This window comes from Neochlamydia sp. S13, assembly GCF_000648235.2.
In the GTDB taxonomy this organism is placed as follows: domain Bacteria; phylum Chlamydiota; class Chlamydiia; order Chlamydiales; family Parachlamydiaceae; genus Neochlamydia.
This window is the reverse complement of record NZ_AP017977.1, coordinates 2178605-2202690: the sequence shown is the minus strand read 5'-3', so window position 1 is coordinate 2202690 and position 24086 is coordinate 2178605. Positions and strand designations below refer to the sequence as shown.

Here is a 24086-nt window from a genome sequence, read left to right as displayed (position 1 = left end):
TTTACACCCTGTCTTATGCATCCTCTTACACATTCAGTTGTAGCTGAATTGATTCCCCGAAAGGAGGTCAATATCCTTGATCAGAAAATGCTAGAAAAATTAACTATCACAGGTATTACCGTCTCTTCAGCGTTTAAAAATTTACATCGCGTGGGCTGGAGAGTTTACCCCAGTGGAAATAAAGAAGTATTTACTAAAGCCTTTAAACAATTTTATTTCGTGCATGGCTTGCAGCAACAGGGATATTTTTGGGAAGATAAAAGCGAAATGGATGTTCCAACGGAAAAATTAGCGCAAAGTATACTCTTGCACTATTATGCCAGCTTGAAATCACCCTCAGATTCGGCTAGCTTATCTAATATCCAACAGCAAAAAGACAGCTAGCAAATCTTATATACATTAAGTGAATCTTATATACATTATTAGAGTAGAGTAACTCCTATAACTTTACGTTAAGTATTTATTTTCGTGATATTTTAGAGGTCCTATCTCTGCTCTTTAGAAAAATGGCTAGCTTAATTGGTTCTCAGATTTTAGTTTTTGATCATTTACTTTGGCAAAAAATTTGGTTAAAGGTCTCATTATAAGAATTGTGTGGGATAAGAGTTTTATAAGCTATAATGAAAATTGCATTATAAGTGCTACCTAGATTGCTCTAATTAAAAAAATTTGTTTTTTAAGCTTCTTTGCTGAGGAAGACTTACATTCCACATTTAAACGACCAGCTTTTTAAATCTGTATGCGTCCTCTCTATCAGTTATACCCAAATATTTCTAGGTTAGGCAAAACGATGATTAACTAAGGGGGGGGGGCTGGCAGCTTAATATCACGCCGGGCTATTTCCAAAAGTTTTTCTCCCATACGTTTTTCCTCTTCCAAAGAAAGCTCCATTAAATTGACTATCTCTTTTTGTTTATAATGTTCACACAAAAAACAGATAAGATTATAGATAGGCTATCTCATTATGCTCGACTTTATGAGCAGCACTTATCAAGGCACTATCATTAGAATTTGTTGGTTTGCAGAATGTATACAAAGCTCAAGCTGGCTATTCTTATGAAATTCTTCTTGTTTTCCATCTAATTGCTCATTTTTATAGAAATAGTTACTTTTAAGTACTCTTGTAGGATACCATTCTTTATAAGAACCTTGTTTAGAATTGTGTTAAGGAGAGAATAGGTTTCAGGACAACTTCTTAGTCGTGGGAAGAAAAGCTGATTGCTTCTTTAAAGATAAGATGGCTAAAAGTTTTTTATTTTATTTTAGCCCACCTCAATCTAAAAAGTGCTTACGACCATTCTACAATTGAAAACGCTGCCTTATTTTTTCTGCAATATCCTTCAAAGGATTTTCTGCTAATTCAAGGGTTTGCAGCTTAGACAGCTGCCCGATTTCTGCAGGCAGAGCGGTGAGCTGGTTTTGATTTAAGTAAAGCAATTGTAGCTGAGACAATTGACCTATTTCTGCAGGAAGGCTGGTGAGTTGGTTTTGATTTAAGTAAAGCCATTGCAACTGAGGCAATTGACCTGTTTCTGCAGGAAGGCTGGTGAGCTGGTTTTGATTTAATTCAAGCCATTGCAGCTTAGACAGCTGCCCGATTTCTACAGGCAGAGCGGCGATCTGGTTTTGATTTAATTCAAGTCTTGTCAGCTTAGACAGCTGCCCGATTTCTGCAGGCAGAGCGGCGAGTTGGTTTTGATTTAAGTAAAGCCATTGTAGCTGAGACAACTGCCCGATTTGAGCAGGAAGGCTGGTGAGCTGGTTTTGATTTAAGTCAAGCCATTGTAGCTTAGACAGCTGCCCGATTTCCGTAGGCAGAGCGGTGAGCTGGTTTTGATTTAAGTGAAGTACTTGCAGCTTAGACAGCTGCCCGATTTCTGCAGGCAGAGCGGTGAGCTGGTTTTGATTTAAGTAAAGGTGTGTCAGCTCAGACAACTGTCCGATTTCTGCAGGCAGAGCGGTGAGCTGGTTTTGGTTTAATTGAAGCCCTTTCAGCTGAGGCAGCCGCCCTATTTCTGCAGGCAGAGCGGTGAGCTGGTTTTGATTTAAGTAAAGGCGTGTCAGCTCTGACAGCTGTCCGATTAATGCAGGCAGAGCGGTGAGCTGGTTTTGATTTAAATCAAGCGTTTGCAGCTGAGACAACTGCCCGATTTGAGCAGGAAGGCTGGTGAGCTGGTTTTGATTTAAGTAAAGCCATTGCAGCTTAGACAGCTGCCCGATTTTTGCAGGCAGAGCGGTGAGCTGGTTTTGATTTAAGTAAAGGTGTGTCAGCTCAGACAGCTGCCCGATTTCTGTAGGCAGAGCGGTGATCTGGCTTTCTTTTAAGTCAAGCGATTGCAACTGAGACAATTGGCCTATTTCTATAGGTAGAGCGGTGAGCTGATTTTGATTTAAGTTAAGCCGTGCTAACTGTGACAATTGACCTATTTCTGTAGGCAGAGTGGTGAGCTGGTTTTGATTTAAGTAAAGCTCTTGCAATTGAGACAATTGGCATATTTCTGGGGGTAAATAAGTCAAGCCTGCTTTAGATAAAACTGAAGCCGAGAGGTTTTTACAATTTTCTGCAATCCAATCTCTAAGAAGCTCTCCTTTTTTCTCTAGAGGCAAGTGCTTAATTTTTTCTCGGCTCAAGTATTCTTCCCCACCAGGAAGCATTTTCCAAAGTAAAAGGCGATTAATATTTAAGAGATAAGAAGAGTAATTAGTCAGAGTTAAGCCTCTTTTTTCTTCTGTTTTCTCTTTAAATTCTAAAGCTGAAAGAGACTTGGCTAAAGTAAAGATTCGCCTAAAGATTGCATTTACCTTTGCTGTTTCAGAAAGCTTTTCTTCTAGCTTATAAATCCTATCTACAATAAGAGCCTGCTCCTTAACATTTCCTTGAGGAACATGCACTTTACCTATTTGCTTATAAAGAGGGGGCATGACTTCAGAAGCCAGCAGATGATGCCATCTTTTACAGACGCCAAATAAGGAAGGAACTACGCAAGCCTCTAAGATAGGGAGTAGCAATTCATTGGGCAAACTTTCAATAGATGCCGAAGAGATAGGGTGCATTTTATTTCCTGTGGTAGTGATAACTTTTTAGCATTTTATTTTTTAAAGACAATATAAAAAAATTAAAAAAACAAGTCAAACGAATTCGTGCTCTTATTAATGAAAAACAACTCACAGATAATCTACCTCGCTTTTTTTTTCAGATAGATTTAAGGAAAGGAGGGGCTTCCAAGTATTTAGGAGTAGCCACAGGTTTTGGGGATTAAGTGACACGGCAATTTTGGTGTGGCTAAAAGAATGAGATTGATTCTTTGCCTTATTTGAGAAAAACGGCTCTTTTTGGTGCCTTGTTTTAATATTTCTACCGAATGATGGAGTACAATACACTAGTTTCTCCCTGTCAAAAAAAGTTATTCTTCCATACATAACACTCTGCAGAAAAAGAGAAAAACTTCTTGTCGTTATAAATGTGTAGGATAGTTTAAACTTGCTTAGTTGCGGAAAGAAAAGCGGATTACTTGTTTAAAGATAAGATGTTTAAAAGTTTCTTATTTCATTTTAGCTCACGCCAAATTAAAAAGTACTTGTTATTCTACAATTGAAAACGCTCCCTTATTTTTTCGGCGATATGCTTCAGAGGATTTTCTGCTAATTCAAGCGTGTGCAGCTCAGACAGCTGCCCGATTTCTTTAGGAAGGCTGGTGAGCTGGTTTTGATTTAATTTAAGCCTTCGCAGCTGAGACAATAGACCTATTTCTGCAGGAAGGCTGGTGAGCTGGTTTTGATTTAAGTGAAGCACTTGCAGCTGAGACAATAGACCTATTTCTGCAGGAAGGCTGGTGAGCTGGTTTTGATTTAATTCAAGCCGATACAGCGCTTTAGGCAGCTGCCCGATTTCTGCTGGCAGAATGGTGAGCTGGTTTTGATTTAAGTAAAGCGTTTGCAGCTCAGACAGCTGCCCAATTTCTGTAGGCAGAGTGGTGAGTTGGTTTTGATTTAGGTAAAGCGTTTGCAGCTCAGACAGCTGCCCAATTTCTGTAGGCAGAGTGGTGAGTTGGTTTTGATTTAAGTAAAGCCTTTGCAGCTGAGACAATTTGCCTATTTCTATAGGCAGGGCGGTGAGCTGGTTTTGATTTAAGTCGAGCCGTGTCAGCTTAGACAGTTGCCCGATTTCCGCAGGTAGACTGGTAAGCTGGCTTTGATTTAACTCAAGCGCTTGCAGCTGAGAGAGCTGCTCAATTTCTGTAGGCAGATCGGTGAGCTGGTTTTGATTTAAGTCAAGATATTGCAGCTCAGACAGCTGCCCGATTTCTGCAGGCAGAGCCGTAAGGTGGTTTTGATTTAAGTAAAGCCGTGCCAGCTTAGACAATTGGCCTATTTCTATAGGCAGAGCGGTGATCTGGTTTTGATTTAAGTAAAACCATTGCAGCTGAGACAATTGCCCGATTTCTGCAGGAAGACTGGTGAGCTGGTTTTGATTTAAGTAAAGCGTTTGCAGCTCAGACAGCTGCCCGATTTCTGCAGGAAGACTGGTGAGCTGGTTTTGATTTAAGTAAAGCCGTGCCAGCTGAGACAATTGGCCTATTTCTATAGGCAGAGCGGTGAGCTGGTTTTGATTTAAGTCAAGCACTCGTAGTTGAGACAGTTGCCCAACTTCTACAGGAAGGCTGGTGAGCTGGTTTTGATTTAAGTCAAGCTCATACAGATTAGACAGCTGCTCGATTTCTTTAGGAAGGCTGGTGAGTTGGTTTTGATTTAAGTAAAGATATTGCAGCTGAGACAATTGACCTATTTCTGCAGGCAGAGCGGTGAGCTGGTTTTGATTTAAGTCAAGCGTTTGCAGCTTAGACAGCTGCTCAATTTCTGCAGGAAGACTAGTGAGCTGGTTTTGATTTAAGTGAAGCCATTGCAGCTTAGACAGCTGCCCAATTTCTGCAGGCAGAGCGGCGAGCTTGTTTTGGCTTGAATCAAGCCATCGCAGCTGAGACATCTGTCCGATTTCTGCAGGAAGGCTGGTGAGCTGGTTTTGATTTAAGTAAAGCCATTGTAGCTGAGACAGCTGCCCGATTTCTACAGGAACGCTCGTGAGCTGGTTTTGATTTAAGTCAAGCGTTTGCAGCTGGGACAGCTGTCCAATTTCTGGAGGCAGGCTGGTGAGCTGGTTTTGGTTTAAGTCAAGCGTTTGCAGCCGAGATAACTGGCATATTTCTGGGGGTAAATAAGTCAAGCCTACTCTAGCTAAATCTAGAACCGTGATGTTTTTACAATTTTCTTCAACCCAATCTCTAAGAAGCTCTCCTTTCTTTCCTAGAGGCAAGTGCTTGATTTCTTCTCGGCTTAAGTATTCTTCCCCACCAGGAAGTTTTTTCCAAAATAAAAGGCGATTAATATTTAAGAGATAAGAAGAGTAATTAGCCAGCGTTAAGCCTCTTTTTTCTTCTGTTTTCCATTTAAATTCTAAAGGAGAAATAGATTTAGCTAAGGTAAAAACTTGTTTAAAAACTTGATAAACTTTTTCGGTAGAGGTAAGTGCAGGATTGAGTTGATAAACTTTAGCTAACATAAGAGTTCGCTGGGTGGTGGTATTCTTCCTGGGGAAATGAAGCTGGGCTATTTTTTTATAAAGAGAAGGCATTACTTCAGAAGCCAGCAGATGATGCCATCTTTTACAGACGCTAAATAAGGAAGGAACTACGCAAGCCTCTAAGATAGGGAGCAGCAATTCATTGGGCAAGCTTTCAATAGATGTCGAGGAGATAGGATGCATTTTATTTCCTTGGATAGTGATAACTTTTCAGTATTTTTATTTTTTAAAGACAATGTATAAAAATTAAAAAAGCAAGTCAAAACAATTCGTATCCTTATCAAGGAAAAACAACTCACAGATGAGTTACAACTACTTCTTTTTTCAGATAGATTCAAGGAAAGGAAGGAAACCTTCCAAGCATTCAGGAGCAGCCACGGGTTTTGGGGATTAAGTGACGCGGCAATCTTGGTTTGGCTAAAAGAATAAGATTGATTCTTTTCTTTGCCTTATTTGAGAAAAACGGCTCTTTTTGATGTGGTGTTTTAATTCTTCTACCGCTTCTACAGGCAGACTGGTGAGATGGTTTTGTTTTAAGTGCGGATTACTTGTTTAAAGATAAGATGGCTAAAAGTTTTTTATTTCATTTTAGCCCACCCCAATTTAAAAAGTACTTACAAGCATTCTACAATTGAAAACGCTGCCTTATTTTTTCGGCGATATCCTTCAAAGGATTTTCCGTTAATTCAAGCGTTTGCAGATCAGACAGCTGCCCGATTTCTGCAGGCAGACTGGCGAGCTGGTTTTGGCTTAAGTAAAGGTTTTGCAGCTCAGACAATTGCCCGATTTCTACAGGCAGAGCGGTGAGCTGGTTGTGGCTTAAATCAAGATTTAGCAGCTGAGATAACTGGCATATTTCTGCAGGCAGGCTGGTGAGCTGGTTTTGATTTAAGAAAAAGCCATTGCAGCTGAGACAATTGCCCGATTTCTGTAGGCAGACTGGTGAGCTGGTTTTGATTTAAGTAAAGCTCTTGCAACTGAGACAGCTGCCCGATTTCTACAGGAAGAGCGGTGAGCTGATTTTGATTTAAGTAAAGATGTGTCAGCCCAGACAGCTGCCCAATTTCTGTAGGAAGGCTGGTGAGCTGGTTTTGATCTAATTCAAGCCCTCGCAGCTGAGACAATTGCCCTATTTCTGCAGGCAGGCTGGTGAGCTGGTTTTGATTTAAGTAAAGCCCTCGCAGCTTAGGCAGCTGCCCGATTTCTGCAGGCAGAGCGGTGAGCTGGTTTTGATTTAAGTAAAGGTGTGTCAGCTCAGACAGCTGCCCGATTTCTGCAGGAAGACTGGTGAGCTGGTTTTGGCTTAAATGAAGCGATTGCAACTGAGACAATTGGCCTATTTCTATAGGCAGAGCGGTGAGCTGATTTTGATTTAAGTTAAGCCGTGCCAACTGTGACAATTTACCTGTTTCTGTAGGAAGGCTGGTGAGCTGGTTTTGATATAAGTAAAGCGTTTGCACCTGAGACATCTCCCCGATTTCTCTAGGCAGAGCGGTGAGCTGGTTTTGATTTAAGTCAAGCCATTGCAGCTGAGACAATTGCCCGATTTCTGCAGGCAGAGCGGTGAGCTGATTTTCGCTTAAGTGAAGCTCTTGCAGCTGAGACAGCTGCCCGATTTCTACAGGAAGAGCGGTGAGCTCGTTTCCTCTTAAGTCAAGCGTTTGCAGCTGAGACAATTGGCCTATTTCTGAGGGTAAATAAGTCAAGCCTGCTTTATATAAATCTAAATTTGTGATGTTTTTACAATTTTCTTCAATCCAATCTCTAAGAAGCTCTCCTTTCTTTCCTAGAGGCAAGTGCTTGATTTCTTCTCGGCTTAAGTAGTCTTCCCCACCAGGAAGTTTTTTCCAAAGTAAAAGGCGATTAATATTTAAGAGATAAGAAGAGTAGTTAGCCAGCGTTAAGCCTCTTTTTTCTTCTGTTTTCCATTTGAATTCCAAAGGAGAAATAGATTTAGCTAAGGTAAAAACTTGTTTAAAAACTTGATAAACTTTTTCAGTAGAGGTAAGTCCAGGATTGAGTTGATAAACTTTAGCTAACATAAGAGTTCTCGGGGTAGTGGTATTCTTCCTGGGGAAATGAAGCTGGGCTATTTTTTTATAAAGAGAAGGCATCGATTCAGAAGCCAGCAAATGATGCCATCTTTTACAGACGCTAAATAAGGAAGGAACTGCGCAGGCCTCTAAGATAGGGAGCAGCAATTCATTGGGCAAGCTTTCAATAGATGTCGATGAGATAGGATGCATTTTATTTCCTTGAGTAGTGATAACTTTCCAGCATTTTTATTTTTTAGAACAATATAAAAATTAAAAAAGCAAGTCAACTGAATTCGTATCCTTATCAATGAAAAACAACTCACAGCTGGTCTATGAGAGCTTTTATTTCAGATAGATTCAAGGAAGGGGGGAGACCTTCTAAGCATTCAGGAGCAGCCACAGGTTTTGGCGATTAAGTGAAGCGGCAATCTTGGCTTGGCTAAAAGAATGAGATTAATTCTTTGCCTTATTTGAGTAAAAGGGCTCTTTTTGGTGCAATGTTTTACTTCTTCTATCGCATGATGGAACACAATACGCCTAGCTTCTTCCTGTCAAGAAAGGTTGTTCTCCTAGCATAGCAATCTGCAGAAAAAGAGAGAAACTTCTTGTCTTTATAAAAATGTAGGTTAGTTTAGACTTGCTTAGTTGGGGGAAGGAAAGCGGATTACTTGTTTAAAGATAAGATGGCTAAAAGTTTTTTATTTCATTTTAGCTCATCCCAATTTAAAAGGTACTTATACGCTTTTGAGCAACTCTTTATGTAATCATATACTTAATAAAAAGCTTGTTTTTACGGATAGAGCCCCCCTGGAAAAAGGTTAATTTCTTTGTCGGTTATGCAGACGTAGGTGCGCCACAAACTTTGACAAGCCAACGGCGGGTCAAAGATGCTGTATAAGAGATTAGGGAAGGCCCCTAGTAACCGATGACTTAGGCATAGGTTACAAACCACCTTAAGCTGCATAGGTAAAGAGTCCATGTGGTGAGCGTTAAGGAAAAGGTATAGCAAGACTATATCAGGTGAGAGTTAAGGAGACGAATGCAAATGAATCACTGATGACGTGTCGAAAGCATAGGGATGATGTCAAAACTGGGGGGTCTTCGTTAACCCAGGACAAATCTAAGGGAAACCTAATATTAACTGCTTAGATGGCATCCGGCATAAAGGTGACGTGAACTTAACTACAGGCTCTTATACGGAACGTGGGAACCTGTCGCCTTGATGAAAAGGGAGAAGTTCAAATGGAAGCCCCATAAGAACCAGAGTACCGATGCAAGGAACAGGGGCGGAATAGCCCGTAGTAGTGAGGAGACCTCTGTAATGGAGGTGGAGCGAAGGGGACTATATTGTTTAGCTTAAGATTAATCGAACAACTGGAAACAGGAGGAATCGATGAATACAGCAAAGTCGTATTGTATTTCTAAATCCATTGTATGGGAAGCATACAAGAGAGTAAAAGCTATAGTGGTTTGAATTTTAAATTTCTTTTCCTTAACATATACTTAAAAAAGAGTAATCAATGGTTTGAGCAAGAGTAGAAAACTTACTTAAGTTTGCTGCCACAATCTTCTTAAAATTAGCCCAAAAGGTTTCAATAGGGTTTAGATCTGGAGAATAAGGCGGTAAAAATAAAATCTCACACCCTGCCTTTTTAATAAGTTCATCAGTGGCTTGCGATTTATGGAAGGTAGCATTATCCATTATCAGAACTTGTCCTGCTTTAAGTTCAGGTATCAATATTTTTTCTAGCCAAATGTTAAACAGAAGAGAATTACAAGTACCTGTATAACAAAAAGGAGCTAAAATTTTAGACTTGCATTTAGCTGCTATAAAGCTTTCTCTAGCAAATGAACGACCTGCTATAGCACCATAAATCTTTTCTCCTATAGGTGATCTTGCATGCTGGCGCTGTAAGTAGGCATTTATCCCGCTCTCATCTATGTAAATCCTATTTTCTTCCGGAATGTTTTCTAGCTTTTGTCTAAACTCCTCTCGTTTATTCTCATCTCTTTCCTTGTAGAAGGGTGTCTTTTTTTTAAAGTGATTTTCAGTCTTTTACAGGCATAAAAGACTGCAGTTATTGTCACTCCGAATGCCTCAGCTATTTCCCTAAGGTAGGCATCAGGATTTTGTTTTATATATAATTTTAGCTTTTCACTATCTATTTTACTGGGGCTCTGTCGTCTTTTTTTAGGAGCTAGGCAACCTTGTTTTTTCCGCTTAATCCAGTTGGTTAACGTGCGAACTGTTACACCAAACACCTCACTAGCTGTGGCCATTGAGCCGCCATTCTCTATATAATTCAAAGCTTTTTTTCTTAAATCGTGTGAATATACCATGCCAATTGATTATACATATATCCTTAGAAAAATAGAATTCAAATAACTATAACAAAGGAGCAGCAGGTGTTGACGAAGAGTCTATAGAAGAATTTGAAAAGAATCTTAAAGACAATCTGTATAAACTTTGGAATCGCCTATCGTCGGGGAGCTATTTTCCGCCCCCCGTAAAGATAGTTGCCATACCAAAAAGTGATGGAAAGCTGAGAAAGCTGGGAATACCCACAGTATCAGACAGAATCGCACAGATGGTCGTTAAGCTGTATCTAGAGCCAGAGATTGACCCACATTTTCATCCTGACTCTTATGGGTACAGACCTGGAAAATCAGCGTTAGAAGCTGTAGGAGTCGCTAGACAGAGATGTTGGCGCAACGACTATGTTATAGACCTTGATATCAAAGGATTTTTCGATAATCTAGACCACGAGCTCGTCATGAGAGCCGTCAAGAAACACACCGAAAGCAAATGGATTCTTCTGTATATAGAGCGCTGGCTAAAAGCGCCAGCGCAAGATGCAGACGGGAAACTTATGAAAAGAGATAGAGGAAGCCCACAAGGAGGTGTAATTAGCCCTCTACTAGCCAATCTATTTCTCCATTATTCCTTAGACGAATGGATGAGGAAATGCTATCCACGTAATCCATTCGAGCGTTATGCCGATGATAGTGCGCCACGAACTTTGACAAGCCCAAGGCGGGTCAAAGATGCTGTATAAGAGATTAGGGAAGGCCCCTAGTAACCGATGACTTAGGCATAGGTTACAAACCACCTTAAGCTGCATGGGTAAAGAGTCCATGTGGTGAGCGTTAAGGAAAAGGTATAGCAAGACTATATCAGGTGAGAGTTAAGGAGACGAATGCAAATGAATCACTGATGACGTGTCGAAAGCATAGGGATGATGTCAAAACTGGGGGGGGGGTGTCGTTAACCCAGGACAAATCTAAGGGAAACCTAATATTAACTGCTTAGATGGCATCCGGCATAAAGGTGGCGTGAACTTAACTACAGGCTCTTATACGGAACTTGGGAACCTGTCGCCTTGATGAAAAGGGAGAAGTTCAAATGGAAGCCCCATAAGAACCAGAGTACCGATGCAAGGAACAGGGGCGGAATAGCCCGTAGTAGTGAGGAGACCTCTGTAATGGAGGTGGAGCGAAGGGGACTATATTGTTTAGCTTAAGATTAATCGAACAACTGGAAACAGGAGGAATCGATGAATACAGCAAAGTCGTATTACCTGCGACTAGACAATAGGAGCCGTATGAGCTGAGAGGCTCACGTACGGAACTGTGAGAGCGTGAGAGTGTGATTCCCTCGCGCTACTCGACTTTCTTTAAAAGGTATTACAACCATTCTACAATTGAAAACGCTGCCTTATTTTTTCGGCGATATCATTCAAAGGATTTTCCGCTAGTTCAATCGTTTGTAGATCAGACAGCCGCCCGATTTCTTCAGGAAGGCTGGTGAGCTGGTTTTGATTTAATTCAAGCCATTGCAGCTCAGACAATTGACCTATTTCTGCAGGAAGAGCGGTGAGCTGGTTTTGATTTAATTCAAGCCTTTGCAGCTGAGACAGCTGCCCGATTTCTGCAGGAAGGCTAGTGAACTGGTTTTGGATTAAGTTAAACCATTGCAGCTTAGACAATTGCCCGATTTCTGCAGGCAGACTGGTGAGTTGGTTTTGATGTAAGTGAAGCGTTTGCAGCTCAGACAGCTGCCCGATTTTTACAGGAAGACTGGCGAGCTGGTTTTGATTTAAGTAAATCATTCGTAGTTGAGACAGCTGCCCGATTTCTGTAGGCAGAGCGGTGAGCTGGTTTTGATTTAATTCAAGCACTCGCAGCTGAAGCAGCTGCCCGATTTCGGCAGGCAGAGCGGTGAGCTGGTTTTGATTTAAGTAAAGCCCTTGCAGCTGAGACAGCTGCCCGATTTCTGTAGGCAGAGCGGTGAGCTGGTTTTGATTTAATTCAAGCCTTTGCAGCTGAGACAGCTGCCCGATTTCTGCAGGCAGAGCGGTGAGCTGGTTTTGATTTAAGTAAAACCATTGCAGCTGAGACAATTGACCTATTTCTGCAGGCAGGCTGGTAAGCCGGTTTTGATTTAAGTAAAGCCCTTGCAGCTGAGACAATTGCCCGATTTCTACAGGCAGACTGGTGAGCTGGTTTTGATTTAATTCAAGCCTTTGCAGCTGAGACAGCTGCCCGATTTCTGCAGGCAGAGCGGTGAGCTGGTTTTGATTTAAGTAAAACCATTGCAGCTGAGACAATTGACCTATTTCTGCAGGCAGGCTGGTAAGCCGGTTTTGATTTAAGTCAAGCCTTTGCAGCTGAGACAGCTGCCCGATTTCTGCAGGCAGAGCGGTGAGCTGGTTTTGCCTTAAATCAAGCTGTAGCAGATTAGACAACTGCCCTATTTCTGCAGGCAGAGCGGTGAGCTGGTTTTGCCTTAAATCAAGCTGTAGCAGATTAGACAACTGCCCTATTTCTGCAGGCAGGCTGGTAAGCCGGTTTTGATTTAAGTCAAGCCTTTGCAGCTGAGACAGCTGCCCGATTTCTGCAGGCAGAGCGGTGAGCTGGTTTTGCCTTAAATCAAGCTGTAGCAGATTAGACAACTGCCCTATTTCTGCAGGCAGGCTGGTAAGCCGGTTTTGATTTAAGTAAAGCCCTTGCAGCTGAGACAATTGCCCGATTTCTACAGGCAGACTGGTGAGCTGGTTCTGGCTTAACTTAAGCTTTGTCAGCTGAGACAATTGGCCTATTTCTGGGGGTAAGTAAGTCAAGCCTGCTTTAGGTAAATCTAAAGCCATGATGCTTTTACAATTTTCTCCAATCCAATCTCTAAGAAGCTCTCCTTTTTTTTCTAGAGGCAAGTGCTTAATTTCTTCTCGGCTCAAGTATTCTTCTCCGCCAGGAAGTTTTTTCCAAAGTAAAAGACGATTAATATTTAAGAGATAAGAAGAGTAATTAGCCAGCGTTAAGCCTCTTTTTTCTTCTGTTTTCCATTTAAATTCTAAAGTTGAAAGAGACTTGGCTAGAGTAAAGATTTGCCTAAAGATTGCATTTACCTTTGCTGCTTCAGAAAGCTTTTCTTCTAGCTTATAAATCCTATCTACAATAAGAGCCTGCTCCTTAACATTTCCTTGAGGAACATGCACTTTACCTATTTGCTTATAAAGAGGGGGCATGACTTCAGTAGCCAGCAGATGATGCCATCTTTTACAGACGCTAAATACTCGATGATATACATTTTTATTCTTGACAGTTAGGCAACTTTTCTTGATGACTCAAAAGTTACATTTTCCTGTACTGCATTTAAATGTTTACGAGAAGGCCTTAAAACAAAGATTTCATCTAGCGTCTTTTCAAAATTACTGAAGAGTTCTCTTGAATTTTCATGCTCAACAATTTCTCTTACAACTTGACACAAAGCATCCACTCTAGACTTTTCTACTAGGCTCCCCAAGGTTGCTAAAGGGAGTTTGTTCTTAATGAAATTTGTTTGAGACAAATGAAAAAGAAAGCAGTGGTCAAACAGCAGGCTTAGAATCAAAGGTCGCTCTGATCCCTCAACGCCGCACTGTTTGGCCAAACTGCAAAACCCACAATGACTACTCCAATCCTCAATAAAAACCTCTACTAACCATCTTAAAGTATATCCTTGCATCACATCTTTCATATTCCATGAAAGATTTGCAGCCATAAGATAGCGATACTCATTTTCGCCCTCATATTTAAGGGCTATTACAAATCGTTTTTTGTGGTGAGAAGGAACATACAATCTTGCTCCCCCGGCTTGCACCACATTTTTTTTATCACCGCGAATGAAAATTTCCTGATTCCAGCCTTTGTAGGCTTCAAAGAATTCTTGGCATGAGAGAGACTTTTTACCCCGCATGACTTTTTGATTCTTTCTAAGTTGAGTAATGATTTGCACTCCAGGCCAAATACCTTCTACTCCATCTACAAACAAGCTGTTGCCGTAAAGAGCATCAGCCAGTACACAAGTGACCTTAAAAGCAGGAAATTCACAAGCAAAATTTTTAAGTAATTGTAAAGCTAGTGTATACTTTTTTGGATATTCTATTGACCTTTTAGGCTCTTTTGGGCGGTCTTTTTTAGAAATTCCCAACTTTTTTAGTTTCCTCACTTCCTGTTGCCATCTTGTGAGTACGGGATCGGGAGAATAAAAGGCAAAGGAGACGGGAATGCAAAATTTTTTAGTCACTAGCTGAAGAAATACTATATTTTGACCACAAAAATAACCACTAGTTTTTTTATCACGGATTTTATGTAAATGATGCAACTTCTCAGCATTTTTTGATCGACTGTGATCTTTATCATCGATAACAAGAACCCCTTCTGTGATGCCATGTTTACGCAAGACCGCGCGAACACTACAAATTAGCAGCCTATTCCAAGCAATCTTAGCACGTCTAAACATGGCCGATAAAGCCATCTTTTTATAACTTTTAAGCCCAGCCCTTTCAAATTTTGCCCAACAGATTGAATTAGTAACTAATATTCCCATCAAACAAAAGGCTAGCCAACACCATTGAATTTTGGATAAATTATTATGAGGATTTTCTTGCTTGAGAGCAACTTCAAGTTGATTTAAATATTCTTTAATAAAGGGAAGCGGTTGGGAAAACATAGACAAAAAATTATTCTTAATTAATTGATAAGGTATAACAATATTTCATTAAAAATTAGTCAACAAGAAAAAAGTATATCATCGAGTAAATAAGGAAGGAACTGCGCAAGCCTCTAAGATAGGGAGCAGCAATTCATTGGGCAAGCTTTCAATAGATGTCGAGGAGATAGGATGCATTTTATTTCCTTGGATAGTGATAACTTTTCAGTATTTTTCTTCTTTAAAGGCAATATAAAAAAATTAAAAAAGCAAGTCAAACCAATTAATACATATTTAAGGCGATCGCTTCGCTAAAGCTTAAGGCAAGTTAGCGACACTTAAGTGCACCTATAGTCGATAGCCAAAGTGTCAAAACAGCTGAAAAAAAAGAGCTTTGCGGATACGACGGCGGCAAGAAAGTTAAAGGTAGGAAAAGACACATATGGGTGGATCACTGGGGACTGTTAATAGCAGTTGTAGTAAGCAGCGCGACTTGTAATGGCAGAGATGGGCTAAAAGCGCTGCTCTATTTTTTTCCATGAAAAAGCTCTATAGCCAAAAAAGATATTTGCCGATACAGGATATAGTGGAGAAGAGATGGAAGTAGAAGCAGCTTTACAGGGTATTGATTTAACAGTCATTAAAAGATCTAAGCTAAAAGGATTTCATCTACAAGCAAAAAGATGGATAGTAGAAAGAACATTTGCCTGGTTTGGCAAGTGCTGCAGATTAAGTAAGGATTATGAGGCCTTGCCAAACACCAGCCAAGCGTTCCTCTACTTAGCTATGATACACCTGAGGGTAAGAAGAATAGCGCAATAAATTAATTTAGAAAATGTCTTTAAAAATAAGGCCTCGATTATCAAAGCATTATTAGAGCATTGTTTTTCCCCTTAATGAGTATATGAAAAGGGTTTGGCTTCTATAAAATTAAAACACCTCTTTATTTTTAGATATATGTTGATAAAATGGAGTTGTACTTAATTGCTGAAGGGGAGGGTATGCAATGTCTAAAAATAAAAATCATGATAAAGATCAAGTGGCCCCTTTTCCCTTTGATAAAATGCCTTATCAGGAAAAAGGAGAGTCGATGGATGAGCTTAACGATTATGATATGGGCGAGCAAGAACTGGATTTAGGAAAAAGTGAATGCCGTACCCGTCACTGCAGTTTAGGAGATGAAAGAGGAGCGGGGCACACGAGCCATAAGGAGCGTGCTGGCTAGGCCCTCTGGCATTTAAAGGAGCTCTTAGAAGTAGCCCAGAGATTAAGGGATGCTATTCCTAAAAGCTCCTGAATAGAAGATAAATTATCTGCCACTTCTAAATTTTTTCTAATAAGCTATAATGAAAATTGCCTTATAAGTATCGCCTGTATTGCTCCCGCTAAAGGAATTGAGCTTTTAAGCTTCTTTGCATAGGGAGGACTTGCATCTCACATTTAAACGACCAGCTTTTTAAATGTGTATGCGTCCTCTCCGCCAGTTATACTCCGATATTCCTAGGTTAGAAAAAACGATGATTAACTAGGGGGAAAGGCTGGCAGCTTAATATCACGCCGGGCTATTTCCAAAAGTTTTTCTCCCATACGTTTTTCCTCTTCCAAAGAAAGCTTCATTAAATTGACTATTTCTTTTTGTTTATAATGTTCACACAAGAAGCAGATAAGATTATAGCAAGCTATCTCATAATGTTCGACCTTATGAGCAGCACTTATCAAGGCAATATCGTTAGAATCTGTATCTGCAAAATGCCTGATTAACTCTTTCCCTTCGTTGAGAATGCCATCCATACCTTTACTACGATCGGTAAAATTAAGGTCTAATAATGTTTTCATAAGTTCTCTTCCTTTATCAGCAAAATTAGAAATTCCTTGAATTTTGCTAGAGGTGGGATCAATATTTAGCATCCCAAAACTCTGTTGCAATCGTCTTATCTGGTTTTCTGTTTCTAAAATATGAGAGGAAAAAGCATCTTTTAATGCTTGGTTAGAAGATTGGCTAGCTAATGTCTTTAAATTATCATGGGTTTCTCTTTCAGCATTATAAAGATGTCTAAGGCCTGTTTCTAAGAACAGATCTAAAGCTGAATTTTTTTCCATATAAGCCTCCTTAAAGCTTATTAATTTTTAAAGAAAAATATAATAATACTTAAAATTGTGCTAAAGAATTTCTTAAATGTAGCTGCAGGCTAAATCACTTTACTCATTCCAGGTAGTGTGTTCTTTTTTTTAAAGGGTGCACTATTTTTTCTCACTTTTATTAGGAGCGCATAGGCTCACCATAACCATTATTACAGTAGTAAATTTAGAAGTCTTTAAAAAAATATAGATAGAGCATTTTCTTTAAGGCCTGTGTAGAAGGTCTTTGGTTACCCTACGTGTTAAATGTTTTCCAAATGATAAAATCGACCTTAAAAAGAAAATTGTTCTCTAGAGGAAGTGCATGCTGAGAATAATTTTTTTCCCTTTTTCCATCTATCCAGAGCAAAAAGTTTCCGAAAAGCTTTTGTTTTGGATAGAGAGAAAGCCGATTAAATTTTATTGTTATTACTTACAAGCCATCAGCCGATAGGATCAAAATTTTTCTATCTTTTCAAGAAAGAGCCTGGAAAGATAAACCTGGAAAAGCCAAGCCTAAAGTTTTTTTAAGCTAATTTATCCTAGCTAAGCTAGCTGATGAAAAGATTAGATTTTTAAAAAATTTATAATTGTAGATCTTTTTAATCTTATTAACTTGAAAATATAGTTTTCTAGTCTTACGCTATTCTTAAGGTACCTTTAACATAAGGAGGCGGATATGTCGGTAGATGTATTTGAGACAACTTTACAAAAAACACATGAGTGGCTTAAAGATCTTATGAAGTTATTAGGATGGGCTGAGGAAAAAAAAGCTTATTTGGCTTTAAAAGGAACATTGCAAGCTTTACGTGATCGTTTATCCGTAGAAGTGTCTGCGAAATTAAGTGCTCAATTGCCTATGTTAGTGAGAGGGTTTTATTACGAAGGATGGAAGCCTTCTGTAATGCCCGTTAAGGTTAAAACTACGGAAGAATTTTTAGATTTTGTGGCTTTTCACTTTAATAGCCTAGCATTGGTACAATATTCGGATGTAGAAAAAATAGTGCGTGCTGTATTCCAAGTAGTTACCCAGCATGTTTCTAAAGGAGAAATTGAACATATCAGGCAAGTTTTGCCTCTTCCTATCGCTGAACTTTGGCCTTCTTCTTAAAGTTAAGACTTTTTTATCTTTCTGCTGAAGATGCTGCAAAGAAGAATTTATTGCGCTTTTGCCTTAAGCCCCTTAAAAGGGCTTAAGGCAAAAGCTTTGCTATAAATGCTTAAATATAGCTTTTAAAAGTCTTTATTAGCTATTGCATGGATTACAATCTCTCTCAATTTCTCATTATTTAAATTTTTCTTTTCTATTCTTAAAAAGCTTATCTTATCAACTGATTAAAATGTAGGACGGAGCCAAGCATTCAACTTGTTTTTTTCTCTTAAGGCTATAAGTTTTAACTAGCAGGTGGCTTATAAAGAGTTTGTCTTTACAAGTTTCTTGAGGAAATTATGTACAATGATTCCCTTGTTCTAAAAAACCTAAAGCTTTTCTATTAAAAAGTGTGCTTTTGCCTTTTGCTTGCTAGCAGTCTCATCTAAAGCTCTCTTAAGAGCAAATGGCCACCTTTGCCTAGTGTAAAATGCGAGCCTAGGGAAGATTTTTCTCTGAAGAACAAAAAAGATAATAAAAAAACTTGCATTTGAGAGAAATGAATGTTAAATGAATATTTTATCTATAAAAGTTGAAGAAAACCCATAAATTTTTTAGGAGTGTTAAAATGAATAAGAAAGATCTCAAAAAACTTGCTTTGCTAGGTATTACAGGTGGCGTAATGATGGCTTCTCAAGGTTCTGTTTATGCTGATACTAGCGATCATTTAGCGACCCCTGGAGTACTCATGGCCAGCGGTTGTGGAGCTGGCACATGCGGAAATCAAGGCAAACCCTCTTCTGGTTTAAATCGTGAATCTCGTATCATCGCTGAGGCTGATGAAAGCCTTAAAAGTAGCTCTTCTACTCAATTGATGACGGAAGATCAATTGAAAAGCCAATTGAATGAACAAGGTAAAGAAAATTATAATAGTTTAAATGCAGAAGGAAAAGCATTAGCACAGAAGTTAGCTAGCAGGACATGCAAAGGAAATAATGATTGCAAAGGCTTAAACTCTTGCAAAACAGAGGAACATAGTTGCGCAGGCAAAGGTTCTTGTGCTGGATCAAGCGCTTGCAACTTCAAAGATAAAAATCTTGCTATCAAAGTTGCTGCACAAAAACAAGCCGAAAAGCGTGCACAAACCAATCAAGGCTCTAATTAAAATTTGACTCCTAGTGTGTGCATATCTTTAAGTTTTAAATGCTTGGATGTGTGCACACTTTTGGCAGCTTCTATTGCTAATTAAATAGAGTTTAAATTGATAGGCTATTTTATAGGCACTTAACCTTTAAGCTTAGGTTAACTTTTTTTATTCATGATTAAGCTTAAAAAACTTATGATTCTAACGAGGGAGAGAAATGAAGAAAAGAGATCTTAAAAAATTAGCTTTACTTGGTTTGGCAGGCGGTATGATGCTTTCACAATCTGTTCATGCGCAGCAGTCTTCTTCCCACGCTTATCTTACCTTGTTAGCTGCTGCCTCTACTCCTGAAAAAAGCAATCCTACTTCGGCCCCTTCTATGGCTACTACGCAAGCTGAAGCCGACCCTAATGCTGGTAATTTAGGCTATCATTTGATGGATGAGGAGGAGTTGCTGCTTGAGCTTAATGAGGAGGGTCAGCAAAATTACAAAGCTTTAGATGTAGCTAATCAAAAATTAGCACGGGAAGTGGCTAGCGCACGTTGTGGAAATACCAATCAATGTAAAGGGCTAAATGCTTGTAAAACTGACAAGCATGAGTGTGCTGGACAAGGCTCTTGCAAGGGGCAAGGTAAATGTGCGATTGCAGACAAAAACCTTGCTGTTAAGCTGGTTTATGATAAAATGACGAAAAAAAGGGCACTTGCTAACGGAAATTAAACTTTAAATGCCAGGCCTATATTTCTCTTTCTTAAACTTATGGTAGGAACAAAAAAATTTAAGTATTGCCAGGATGGCTATGAAAAATGCAAACATTCCTAACTTAGGAATTGGAATAGGTTTAAGGCATGTCCACTACGAAGATATTTTTCGCTTACAACCTGAGATTGACTGGTTTGAGATTATTAGTGAAAATTTCATGGTGGAAGGTGGCAAGCCTCTTGAAAATCTTGAGAAAATTTTAGCTAAATATCAGGTCGTGCAACATGGAGTAGCTCTAGGAATTGGAAGTGCTGATCCTTTAGACTACAATTATCTAAAAAAGCTTAAAGCCTTAACACGTTTAACGAAGACACCCTGGTTATCAGATCACTTATGCTGGGGGCATCTGCCCGGTGCTCACTATCATGATTTACTTCCTTTGCCTTATACCCAAGAAGTCATCAACTATGTAGCCGAAAGAGCACGTATTGTACAGGATTATCTAGAAATTCCTTTTGCCCTTGAAAACCTTTCTTCCTATGTAGCTTTTCAAGAGGATGAGATGCCCGAATGGGAATTTTATACGGCTGTTGTAGAGAAAGCTAACATTTTTATGATGTTGGATGTCAACAACATTTATGTTTCTAGCCGCAATCATGGCTTTGATGCCCAAAAATATATCCAAAATCTTCCTTATGATCGTGTATTACAGATACATTTAGCGGGTCATAGCGATCATGGCGATTATGTACTAGATACCCATGATAATTATGTAAGGGATGAAGTGTGGGATTTATATGCCGATATTTATCCCCGCACAGGGGGAGTTTCCACTTTACTTGAATGGGATGATAATTTTCTTAGTTTTCAAGAAACTTGGGATGAGGCTCTAAAAGCAAAAAAGTTTCAGAAATCTTTACATGACAAGGCTAGCCTTGAAAGACCGATGCGTCAATTGCAAGGGGTAGAAGTATGAAGGCTATGGAATTAGCGTTTGATAAGCAAGTACCCGCTAACCTTAGAAAGCTGCAAGAGTGGTTTGCAAGTATACTGGTAAGACCTGTCGATCAAGATAGCCATATGAATCCTATCTCTCCTTCACAAGAAAGCATGGAAGAAGAAGCATTTGACTACATCGTTCCTAGCCCTACTTTAAGGCCCGCTCAACGTATAGAGCTTTACAATCAGCAATATTGGTGGAGGCTTTTAAGCATTTTGCATGATGCCACACCCCTCGTTGTGCGCCTGTTTGGGCATCATGACTTCAATGAAAAAATTGGTAAGCCTTACCTTACTCATTATCCTCCTGATACCTGGTCGTTAAACTTTCTTAGTGACCGGCTTCCTCAATGGATAGAGGAGAGCTATCAGGAAAAGGATAAACAATTAATATTAGATGCGGCAAGAATTGACGCCGCCTTAAATTATTCTTTTTTTGCTGCCCATTATTCACCTGTGAATGCCCATATAATAGCGGCAGGGATGGATAAAACTCTTAAACGTCGCATGTGTTTACAGCCTCACGTTTTCTTATTTAATTTACGTTATGATATGTTTACTTTCCGTCAGGAAATGATAAAGCAAGAGGCAGAATATTGGGAAAATCACGATTTTCCTAACTTAGCTCAAGATCGTCCCTATTATTTTGTAGTATACCGTAATGGTGAAAATAATTTACAGTGGGATGAAATTGACTTTTCTGCTTTTCGTTTCCTAAATCTTTTTTCAACAGGAACAAGTCTTGAAGAAGCCTGCGAATGGCTTGAGCAACAAGATGAGCAGCTTTATGCTGAGGCAGCAAGTAAGCTACATCTTTGGCTTCAAGAATGGGTATTCCGGCAATGGCTATATTTTGATGATAAACAGTCGTGAAGCAGCATTTTTCGCCCTTCTGCATTCATTAAAAGGGGAGAGCTTTATTTCCGAATATTTAGGAGAGTGGTTTAAAAAAGAGCAGCCTTCTTCTCAAGATTATCAATTAGCCCATCAAATAGCTTACGGTTCTGCTCAGATGGCTCTAACCTTAGATTATTTGGCTTTGCAGCTCTCTGAAAAGAAAAAGATGCGTTTAAAGTTAAAAGAAAAAGCTTTACTACGTACAGCTTTATATCAATTTTACTTCTTAGATAAGCTTCCTCATTACGCGATTGTGGATGAGTCAATCAAGATTGCAAAGAAACATTTCCATTCTTACTTTGTTGCTTACTTAAATGCCATATTAAGGAAGTTTTCTCTTCTTTCTTTAACTCTACCCCAAGGAATGGATCTACCTTCTCTTAGTATCCGCTATTCCTTTCCTCTTTATTTTATTAAAAATCTTAGCAAGCACTACGGCTTACAGGCGACGATAAAGATTTTAGAAGCTAGCAATAAGCCTGCCCTAACCATGGCTCGGCTAAGAAATATAGTAGAAATTCCGGCAGAGTGGAACACAGTTATAGAAGAACCAGTCAAGGTCATTACTGTCCCTGCTTCTGAGGTTAAAAGGGTGGCTTCCTCTGCAGATTATTATATCCAAAATGTTACCCCAGCAAGCTTAATAGGAAATCTTTCTCAAGGGATAAGTAAAGCCCCTACCAGCATATTGGATATATGCGCTTCTCCGGGTGGTAAAACGTTGGCTCTTCATGACTTTTTCCCTCAAGCAGCCTTATATGCCAATGATGTCTCCTTGCAAAAAATACAAAAACTAAAAGACAACTTTGCAAAATATGGTGTGCAAGCTCAAGTAAGCTGCAGTGAAGGCGAGAAGTTAGAACTTGATAAAAAATTTGATCTTATCGTTTTAGATGTGCCTTGCAGTAACAGTGGAGTTTTGAGTAAACGTCCTGAAGCTCGCTGGAGATTAAACGAAGATCAAGCAAAGCAGCTTAAAATCATTCAGCTTAATTTGTTAAAACATGCTGTTCATCTGTTAGAAAATGAAGGCGAAATTTGGTACATGACCTGCAGCATTCTCCCGGAAGAAAATGAAGAGATAGTAGCGCTAGCGTGCCAAGAATTGGATTTAATAAAAAAGAACCTCATTTCCATCTTGCCTAACGCAGAAGGGTGGGATGGAGGCTTTGCCTGCTGTTTAGTTAAGAAATTAAGATAAAAAACAGAAAAATTACAGGCTTTTTGAGTTCCTCCTTACGCAGTCGCCTGGTTTGCAAATCAATCTCCTCAAGTAGAGAGGCAGCTTTTAGAGGATTGGGTATGCAGGCTCACTTTTTTTTAAGCATATAATAATCCACATACCCTTCCATCTATTCACCTCTAAACGTTCATCCTATTTCCCTGATTTATTGGATGGAGTTAGCGTTCCCAAAAATTAGTCTGTGATATTTATAATGGTACGAATATGTTGACATAGCAAAGGAATTTCTGAAAAATTTTGGTTTTCTATCTTATCTTTTAAAGTAGAGATTTTATCAGCTAATTCGGTAAGCCTTTTATTTTCGGCAGATCGAAGGGCAGGAGAGAAATTTATCTCTAATAAGGGTTGATACACCTCTTTTAATTTTTTCATATATCCATTTAAATCCTCTAAGTCTAAGGGGATAAACTCTTCTAATTCATATTGTGCTAGTTCTTCCCAAGAAAATAAAAGGTCTTGTAAATGTTCACTAGCTTCTTGTAAAGATATATTTTTGGTCTGATTATAAGCTAATAGCCAAGGATCTTGTACATCCATCAATAAATTGTTCCTTAAGAAAGTTAAAAATTGTTGCTTGCTTTTTAGATAATTTTCTATATCTTTAATAATTAATTTATATTTTTTATTGTTAGTAGGATGTTTTTTTTTGATTAATTGATAATGTAGTTTTTCTAAGTTAGAAATTATACTAGATTTAAAAGCACGAGGTACATAATATTTTATACGATTATAAGTATCTGTATTTAATTTTAAAGGGCTGCTAAAAGTTAAAGTAAACGTTTTTAAAAAAGCTGCTCGAGCTGCCAAGTCCTGGTGTGGTCTTTCAATAGGTCCACTCATTTTTTCTCCTAGCTATAATGTTTTTTTACTATTTTTAATAGTTCTGTAAATATTTGTACTCTATCAGACAACTCTTCTTTTGGGAAAGATAGATTACTAGAGGAGGAGACTTCTAATAAGGAGGATAATACTCTTGGTTCACGACAAGCTTGCAGCAAGTTTTGTGCTCCTCTATGAAAGCCTTGTTCTAAGCATTTCTTAATGTTCTTTCCTTGTTGGTTTAGCTGTTCTTGATAAGTTTCTGCTGCTGCAGGATCATTATTAAGCCTTATATTAATAGAAGTTTTCAAGTTCTTAATAATTTGTTCAGTTAATTCCCCTTTTGCTAACTTCATAAGGCTCGTAGCAATAGTTTTCCAATTTCTACGATTAACCTTAAAATCATGATCAATTAAAGCTATACTTCTCTCTTCATTCGAAGCGTTAGGATTTAAAAGGGAAAATAAAAGCACGGGGAAGAAGGGAGCT

20 protein-coding genes and 2 pseudogenes are annotated in these 24086 nt (G+C 39.0%); 11 read left to right on the top strand and 11 right to left on the bottom strand.

The window, feature by feature from the left end; translation table 11 throughout:
• Positions 1-15: 15 nt before the first annotated feature.
• The gene (locus TY21_RS08500) at positions 16-384 is read left to right on the top strand and encodes a hypothetical protein (RefSeq protein WP_197725051.1); all 369 of its coding nucleotides are present in this window, start codon (positions 16-18) and stop codon (positions 382-384) included.
• A gap of 915 nt (positions 385-1299) precedes the next feature.
• On the opposite strand, the gene TY21_RS08495 is transcribed toward TY21_RS08500, so the two are convergent.
• The 6 genes and pseudogenes from TY21_RS08495 to TY21_RS08470 all read right to left on the bottom strand — a co-directional run bounded on the left by TY21_RS08495 (position 1300) and on the right by TY21_RS08470 (position 9954).
• Positions 1300-3054, bottom strand: coding sequence for a leucine-rich repeat domain-containing protein (locus TY21_RS08495; protein ID WP_130589653.1), 1755 nt, complete (start codon positions 3052-3054; stop codon positions 1300-1302).
• 532 nt (positions 3055-3586) lie between these two features.
• Positions 3587-5761, bottom strand: a complete 2175-nt coding sequence (locus TY21_RS08490) for a leucine-rich repeat domain-containing protein (RefSeq protein WP_197725050.1) — start codon at positions 5759-5761, stop codon at positions 3587-3589.
• Positions 5762-6203: 442 nt separating this feature from the next.
• Positions 6204-6356 (bottom strand): leucine-rich repeat domain-containing protein, encoded by a 153-nt coding sequence (locus TY21_RS11520; protein WP_232044352.1) that lies wholly within the window; start codon positions 6354-6356, stop codon positions 6204-6206.
• 46 nt (positions 6357-6402) lie between these two features.
• Positions 6403-7824, bottom strand: a complete 1422-nt coding sequence (locus TY21_RS08480; RefSeq protein ID WP_197725049.1) for a leucine-rich repeat domain-containing protein — start codon at positions 7822-7824, stop codon at positions 6403-6405.
• A gap of 1282 nt (positions 7825-9106) precedes the next feature.
• Positions 9107-9595: pseudogene (locus tag TY21_RS11095) on the bottom strand (IS630 family transposase); the annotation flags it as partial.
• Entirely contained in the window at positions 9586-9954 is a 369-nt protein-coding gene (locus TY21_RS08470) for an IS630 transposase-related protein (RefSeq protein ID WP_042243465.1), read from the bottom strand. The gene TY21_RS08470 and the pseudogene TY21_RS11095, both read right to left, overlap by 10 nt.
• Before the next feature lie 50 nt (positions 9955-10004).
• Between TY21_RS08470 and TY21_RS08465 the strand changes: the two are divergent.
• Positions 10005-10619, top strand: a pseudogene (locus TY21_RS08465) (group II intron reverse transcriptase/maturase); the annotation flags it as partial.
• Positions 10620-11309: 690 nt separating this feature from the next.
• On the opposite strand, the gene TY21_RS08460 reads toward TY21_RS08465, so the two are convergent.
• A complete protein-coding gene (locus TY21_RS08460; RefSeq protein ID WP_130589651.1) occupies positions 11310-13139 on the bottom strand; it encodes a leucine-rich repeat domain-containing protein in 1830 nt (609 codons plus the stop codon).
• A gap of 77 nt (positions 13140-13216) precedes the next feature.
• Positions 13217-14605 carry a transposase gene (locus TY21_RS08455; RefSeq protein WP_130589456.1) on the bottom strand — a complete coding sequence of 463 codons (1389 nt, stop codon included), beginning with the start codon at positions 14603-14605 and terminating at the stop codon, positions 13217-13219.
• Positions 14606-14934: 329 nt separating this feature from the next.
• Here TY21_RS08455 and TY21_RS11930 point away from each other — a divergent pair, with 329 nt between their 5' ends.
• From TY21_RS11930 to TY21_RS08440, 3 genes are all read left to right on the top strand, one after another.
• Positions 14935-15126 carry a transposase gene (locus tag TY21_RS11930; protein ID WP_079979937.1) on the top strand — a complete coding sequence of 64 codons (192 nt, stop codon included), beginning with the start codon at positions 14935-14937 and terminating at the stop codon, positions 15124-15126.
• Positions 15127-15148: 22 nt separating this feature from the next.
• Complete coding sequence (locus tag TY21_RS08445; protein WP_368668654.1) at positions 15149-15406, top strand: transposase; 258 nt, start codon at positions 15149-15151, stop codon at positions 15404-15406.
• Positions 15407-15590: 184 nt separating this feature from the next.
• Positions 15591-15809 carry a hypothetical protein gene (locus TY21_RS08440; RefSeq protein ID WP_042241604.1) on the top strand — a complete coding sequence of 73 codons (219 nt, stop codon included), beginning with the start codon at positions 15591-15593 and terminating at the stop codon, positions 15807-15809.
• Positions 15810-16105: 296 nt separating this feature from the next.
• Here TY21_RS08440 and TY21_RS08435 read toward each other — a convergent pair whose 3' ends face one another.
• The gene (locus TY21_RS08435; RefSeq protein ID WP_042241605.1) at positions 16106-16684 is read right to left on the bottom strand and encodes a ferritin-like domain-containing protein; all 579 of its coding nucleotides are present in this window, start codon (positions 16682-16684) and stop codon (positions 16106-16108) included.
• A 697-nt stretch (positions 16685-17381) separates the two neighbouring features.
• Here TY21_RS08435 and TY21_RS08430 point away from each other — a divergent pair.
• From TY21_RS08430 to TY21_RS08405, 6 genes are all read left to right on the top strand, one after another.
• Positions 17382-17813 (top strand): DUF2267 domain-containing protein, encoded by a 432-nt coding sequence (locus tag TY21_RS08430; protein ID WP_042241607.1) that lies wholly within the window; start codon positions 17382-17384, stop codon positions 17811-17813.
• Between the two features lie 607 nt (positions 17814-18420).
• Positions 18421-18957 (top strand): hypothetical protein, encoded by a 537-nt coding sequence (locus tag TY21_RS08425; RefSeq protein ID WP_052354551.1) that lies wholly within the window; start codon positions 18421-18423, stop codon positions 18955-18957.
• Between the two features lie 196 nt (positions 18958-19153).
• Complete coding sequence (locus TY21_RS08420) at positions 19154-19657, top strand: hypothetical protein (protein ID WP_042241610.1); 504 nt, start codon at positions 19154-19156, stop codon at positions 19655-19657.
• 79 nt (positions 19658-19736) lie between these two features.
• Positions 19737-20615 carry a DUF692 domain-containing protein gene (locus TY21_RS08415; protein ID WP_042241637.1) on the top strand — a complete coding sequence of 293 codons (879 nt, stop codon included), beginning with the start codon at positions 19737-19739 and terminating at the stop codon, positions 20613-20615.
• Positions 20612-21511, top strand: a complete 900-nt coding sequence (locus tag TY21_RS08410) for a putative DNA-binding domain-containing protein (protein ID WP_052354552.1) — start codon at positions 20612-20614, stop codon at positions 21509-21511. Before TY21_RS08415 ends, TY21_RS08410 begins: the two co-directional genes overlap by 4 nt.
• On the top strand, positions 21495-22736 hold the full coding sequence (locus TY21_RS08405) for an RsmB/NOP family class I SAM-dependent RNA methyltransferase (protein WP_042241613.1): 1242 nt from the start codon (positions 21495-21497) through the stop codon (positions 22734-22736). Before TY21_RS08410 ends, TY21_RS08405 begins: the two co-directional genes overlap by 17 nt.
• A 216-nt stretch (positions 22737-22952) precedes the next feature.
• Here TY21_RS08405 and TY21_RS08400 read toward each other — a convergent pair whose 3' ends face one another.
• Positions 22953-23618, bottom strand: a complete 666-nt coding sequence (locus TY21_RS08400) for a hypothetical protein (RefSeq protein ID WP_042241618.1) — start codon at positions 23616-23618, stop codon at positions 22953-22955.
• A gap of 8 nt (positions 23619-23626) precedes the next feature.
• On the bottom strand, positions 23627-24070 hold the full coding sequence (locus TY21_RS08395; protein WP_042241620.1) for a hypothetical protein: 444 nt from the start codon (positions 24068-24070) through the stop codon (positions 23627-23629).
• Positions 24071-24086 lie beyond the last annotated feature (16 nt).

Bases quoted from the DNA above. Each gene is read 5' to 3' on its own strand.
- TY21_RS08405 (WP_042241613.1), top strand. From the start codon at position 21,495: ATGATAAACAGTCGTGAAGCAGCATTTTTCGCCCTTCTGCATTCATTA.
- TY21_RS08420 (WP_042241610.1), top strand. From the start codon at position 19,154: ATGAAGAAAAGAGATCTTAAAAAATTAGCTTTACTTGGTTTGGCAGGC.
- TY21_RS08440 (WP_042241604.1), top strand. From the start codon at position 15,591: ATGTCTAAAAATAAAAATCATGATAAAGATCAAGTGGCCCCTTTTCCC.
- TY21_RS08495 (WP_130589653.1), bottom strand. From the start codon at position 3,054: ATGCACCCTATCTCTTCGGCATCTATTGAAAGTTTGCCCAATGAATTG.
- TY21_RS08400 (WP_042241618.1), bottom strand. From the start codon at position 23,618: ATGAGTGGACCTATTGAAAGACCACACCAGGACTTGGCAGCTCGAGCA.
- TY21_RS08435 (WP_042241605.1), bottom strand. From the start codon at position 16,684: ATGGAAAAAAATTCAGCTTTAGATCTGTTCTTAGAAACAGGCCTTAGA.
- TY21_RS08430 (WP_042241607.1), top strand. From the start codon at position 17,382: ATGTCGGTAGATGTATTTGAGACAACTTTACAAAAAACACATGAGTGG.
- TY21_RS08490 (WP_197725050.1), bottom strand. From the start codon at position 5,761: ATGCATCCTATCTCCTCGACATCTATTGAAAGCTTGCCCAATGAATTG.
- TY21_RS08470 (WP_042243465.1), bottom strand. From the start codon at position 9,954: ATGGTATATTCACACGATTTAAGAAAAAAAGCTTTGAATTATATAGAG.
- TY21_RS08425 (WP_052354551.1), top strand. From the start codon at position 18,421: ATGAATAAGAAAGATCTCAAAAAACTTGCTTTGCTAGGTATTACAGGT.
- TY21_RS08415 (WP_042241637.1), top strand. From the start codon at position 19,737: ATGAAAAATGCAAACATTCCTAACTTAGGAATTGGAATAGGTTTAAGG.
- TY21_RS08455 (WP_130589456.1), bottom strand. From the start codon at position 14,605: ATGTTTTCCCAACCGCTTCCCTTTATTAAAGAATATTTAAATCAACTT.
- TY21_RS08410 (WP_052354552.1), top strand. From the start codon at position 20,612: ATGAAGGCTATGGAATTAGCGTTTGATAAGCAAGTACCCGCTAACCTT.
- TY21_RS08500 (WP_197725051.1), top strand. From the start codon at position 16: ATGCATCCTCTTACACATTCAGTTGTAGCTGAATTGATTCCCCGAAAG.
- TY21_RS08480 (WP_197725049.1), bottom strand. From the start codon at position 7,824: ATGCATCCTATCTCATCGACATCTATTGAAAGCTTGCCCAATGAATTG.
- TY21_RS08460 (WP_130589651.1), bottom strand. From the start codon at position 13,139: ATGCCCCCTCTTTATAAGCAAATAGGTAAAGTGCATGTTCCTCAAGGA.